3 protein-coding genes are annotated in these 3,532 nt (G+C 66.8%); 2 read left to right on the plus strand and 1 reads right to left on the minus strand.

Going from position 1 to position 3,532, the window contains the following annotated elements; genetic code table 11:
* A partial coding sequence (gene argF / locus QZT63_RS14575) for an ornithine carbamoyltransferase (RefSeq protein WP_290652218.1) occupies positions 1–792 on the plus strand: 792 nt, incomplete at its 5' end.
* Positions 793–960: 168 nt separating this feature from the next.
* Positions 961–2,169: a chromate efflux transporter gene (gene chrA / locus QZT63_RS14580; RefSeq protein WP_290652219.1), complete on the plus strand. Its 1,209-nt coding sequence runs from the start codon at positions 961–963 to the stop codon at positions 2,167–2,169.
* A gap of 129 nt (positions 2,170–2,298) precedes the next feature.
* Here chrA and QZT63_RS14585 read toward each other — a convergent pair whose 3' ends face one another.
* The gene (locus QZT63_RS14585) at positions 2,299–3,120 is read right to left on the minus strand and encodes a 1-acyl-sn-glycerol-3-phosphate acyltransferase (protein ID WP_290652220.1); all 822 of its coding nucleotides are present in this window, start codon (positions 3,118–3,120) and stop codon (positions 2,299–2,301) included.
* Positions 3,121–3,532 lie beyond the last annotated feature (412 nt).

A 3,532-nucleotide genomic window follows, 5' to 3' on the forward strand; every position in this document is an offset into this window, starting at 1 on the left:
GTGCTGGGGATGGTCTTCGAGAAATCCTCGACACGCACACGCGTGTCCTTCGAAGCCGGCATGGATCAGCTCGGCGGCAGCGCCATCTTCCTCAGCCCGCGGGACAGTCAGCTCGGACGCGGCGAGCCGGTGGAGGACACGGCGCGCGTGCTCTCGCGCATGGTCGATGCGGTAATGATCCGCACCTTCGCCCATGAGACACTGGAGCGCTTCGCCGCCTACTCGGCGGTGCCGGTGATCAATGGCCTATCGGACAGCTTCCACCCCTGCCAGCTGCTCGCCGACATCCAGACCTTCGTGGAGCACCGCGGCAGCATCCAGGGGCGGACCATCGCCTGGATTGGCGACGGCAACAACATGTGCCACTCGTATATCAACGCCGCCGACCAGTTCGATTTTCAGCTGCGCGTGGGCTGCCCGGAGGGGTTTGACCCGGATCCGCAGATCGTTGCCACGGCCCCGCAGCGGGTCACCATTTGTCGCGACCCGGCCGATGCGGTAGCCGCCGCCGACCTGGTGGTGACCGACGTCTGGGCCAGCATGGGCCAGGAAGAGGAGCACAAGCGGCGTGAGCGGGCATTCACGCCCTACCGTGTCACCAGCGCGCTCATGGACCGCGCGGCGGAGGACGCCCTGTTTATGCATTGCCTGCCCGCTCACCGCGGCGAAGAGGTGGATGCGGACGTCATTGACGGCCCGCGCTCGGTGGTCTGGGACGAGGCTGAAAATCGCCTGCACGCCCAGAAGGCATTGCTGGAGCAGCTCATGCTCCGCGAGAATACCGCCGGCTAAACCGGCAACCGCTTGTTGCCCGGCCTGTCCGCATGGGGTGAGGGCGAGGGAGGCACGGCCCATGATTGAGACACCACCAGACAACGAGCAATTCGGCGTCCCGGCTGACGCCCAGGGCCGGGTGGCGTTCCCGCGCCATCACGGCGCCACGCCCCGGGACGTCTGAGCGTGGCGCCGATCGGGAGCTGGCACAACAAGCACCCGGCGCTTGAGGTGTTCTTCGTCTTCCTGGGCCTGGGCTTGCGCTCCTTCGGTGGCCCCGTGGCGCATCTGGGCTACTACCGCGAAGCACTGGTCCAGCGACGCGCGTGGCTAAACGACCAGCAGTACGGACAGATCGTCGCGCTCTGCCAATTTCTGCCCGGGCCGAGCAGCAGCCAAGTGGGACAGGCCATCGGCCTGCTGCGCGCCGGCTTACCCGGTCTGCTCGGCGCATGGCTGGGGTTCACCCTGCCCTCGGCGGTGATCATGATCTCCCTGGCCATGGCCCTGGGCGCGGCCGGCACCGAGGCCATTACCGGCGCGGGTTGGCTGCACGGGCTCAAACTCGCTGCCGTTGCGGTGGTGGCGCATGCCGTCATTAACATGGCGCGCACCCTCGCCCCGGACTGGCAGCGTGCGCTCATCGTCATTCTTGCCACCGCGGTGGCGCTGATCTGGGCCAATCCGGCCGGGCAGCTGGGGGCCTTGGTGCTTGGCGGGTTACTGGCCTTCGCGCTGCCCATGCGGGCGGGCGCCGCGGCGGCAAACGGCGGCCTCAGTGTTCCAGTGTCCCGGCGCACGGCGGGCACGAGCCTGATCCTGTTCGCGCTGGGGCTGGCCGGCCTGCCGCTGCTCGCGAGCGTGGCACCGGGCGGGATCACAAGCCTGGTCGATGGTGTCTACCGCGCCGGCGCACTGGTGTTCGGTGGCGGGCACGTGGTGCTGCCGTTACTCGAGCGCGAGGTGGCCGCGCCTGCCGGCGTGGACGCCAGCAGTTTCCTTGCCGGTTATGGTGTCGCTCAGGCCCTGCCTGGCCCACTGTTCAGCTTCGCGGGGTACCTGGGTGCCGAGGCGCAGCCGCACATGCCGATCATAGGGGGATTGATCGCGCTTGTGGTCATTTTCCTGCCCGGCACGCTCCTGCTCGTTGGCGTTCTCCCCTGGTGGGGCCGCATCAGCGGCATCACCACGATCCGCCGCGCCGTCGCTGGCGTGAACGCCGGGGTGGTGGGACTGCTCGCGGCGATTCTGTGGGACCCGGTGATCCGCATCGGCATTACCGGCGTCACGGAGTTCCTCATCGCGGCGTTGGCTTTCGCGCTGCTGATGGGCACGCGCTTCCCAGTCTATGCGCTGGTGCCAGGGTGTGCATTGGCCGGGTTCATGTTGCTTTGAGGCAACACCAGACCTTGGCGAGGATCAGCCTCTCGGGCTGCCGCCGCATGCCGACCTCGGGGCCGGCGGTCCCGGCATTATCCGGGCCTCGCTCAAACGAGGGGGCGGGAGGATTCAAGCCCGTTGCGCTCAGGCGCGCAGGCGGGCCTGGGCCTCCGCGCCGCCGGACGTGCGCTTGCGGCGGGCGTCCTCTTGGGGCAAACCCAGGGACTGCGCCATGGCCGCGCGGCTCATGGCAGCCAGCTCACTGCGTCTGCGCCCCTGAACATCGATCGCCTCGCAGGCGTAGATGCGGCATACGGTATGCGGTTCGCCAGCCAAGCGAATGACGTGCCTGAGCAAGCCCTCGTCATCGACGAACGGCGCATTGCTGCTGAGCTCACCGGTGCGGTCGAGATAAAGCAGGGTTATTGGCTGGATCGGGGCGCCGGCATCTATAGCGGCCTGGTACAGCCGAGGCCGGAACGGCAGGAGCTCGCGGCCGGCATTGGTCGTGCCCTCCGGGAAGAAGATGACGCGATGGCCTTCCGCCAGCCGTTCGGCCATGAGGGCGGTGGCCCGACCGGAGGCATTCGAGGCTCCCCGCTCGATGTAGAGCGTGCCCAGCGCGGAGGCCGCCGGGCCGATACCAGGCCATGAGCGCACTTCTGACTTGCTGAGAAAGGACACGGGCCACTGGGCACTGACCACGAGAATGTCCAGCCACGACTGGTGATTGCACACAAGCAACGCCGGCGGCTCGACCACTGGAACACCTTCAACGCGGATACGCACGCCCAGCAGGCGGCACAAACTCCAGCATGCGAATACCTGGGCCGACCGCGCCATGCCGGCATGCAGCGGGCGTCCGCGCAGCCGATCCCATCCCGTGGCGGCAAGAATCGCCAGCACCGCGATGGTGACGTTTACCAATAGTAATGGAATTCGGATGCATCGACGTAACGTGCGCATGGCCATTCCCTGAGTGGATTGCACTCCATTTTACGGAAACAGGCCTACAGGGCCAGCCTGTTCGATGCTCCCCCAGCAGTCATGGACGGTGGATGACGGCTGCGCCTAATCCACGCGGCGTGGAGCGATGCCATCGCACCGCGGCTGATCGAAGGGCGAAGGGTGTCATTAGCGCGAGCGTAATGCACCGTTAGACGAATCGCGCCGAGGGCGCAAGAGCCCAGCATGCGTTGCGCGCCTGCGGCGCTGTGTCTTTGACGGTGGATTACGGCTGCGCCTAATCCACCCTACGGCGTGGAGCCATGCCATGGCACTACGGCTGATCGACGGGCGTACGCGTGTTGTATTGACCTGCCCCGCCTCAACGTTCGTGGGTTAAGTTGAGGTGGCGCACCATCACTCAGAGCCATTA

Source organism: Aquisalimonas sp. (genome assembly GCF_007120195.1).
Classification (GTDB): Bacteria; Pseudomonadota; Gammaproteobacteria; order Nitrococcales; family Aquisalimonadaceae; genus Aquisalimonas.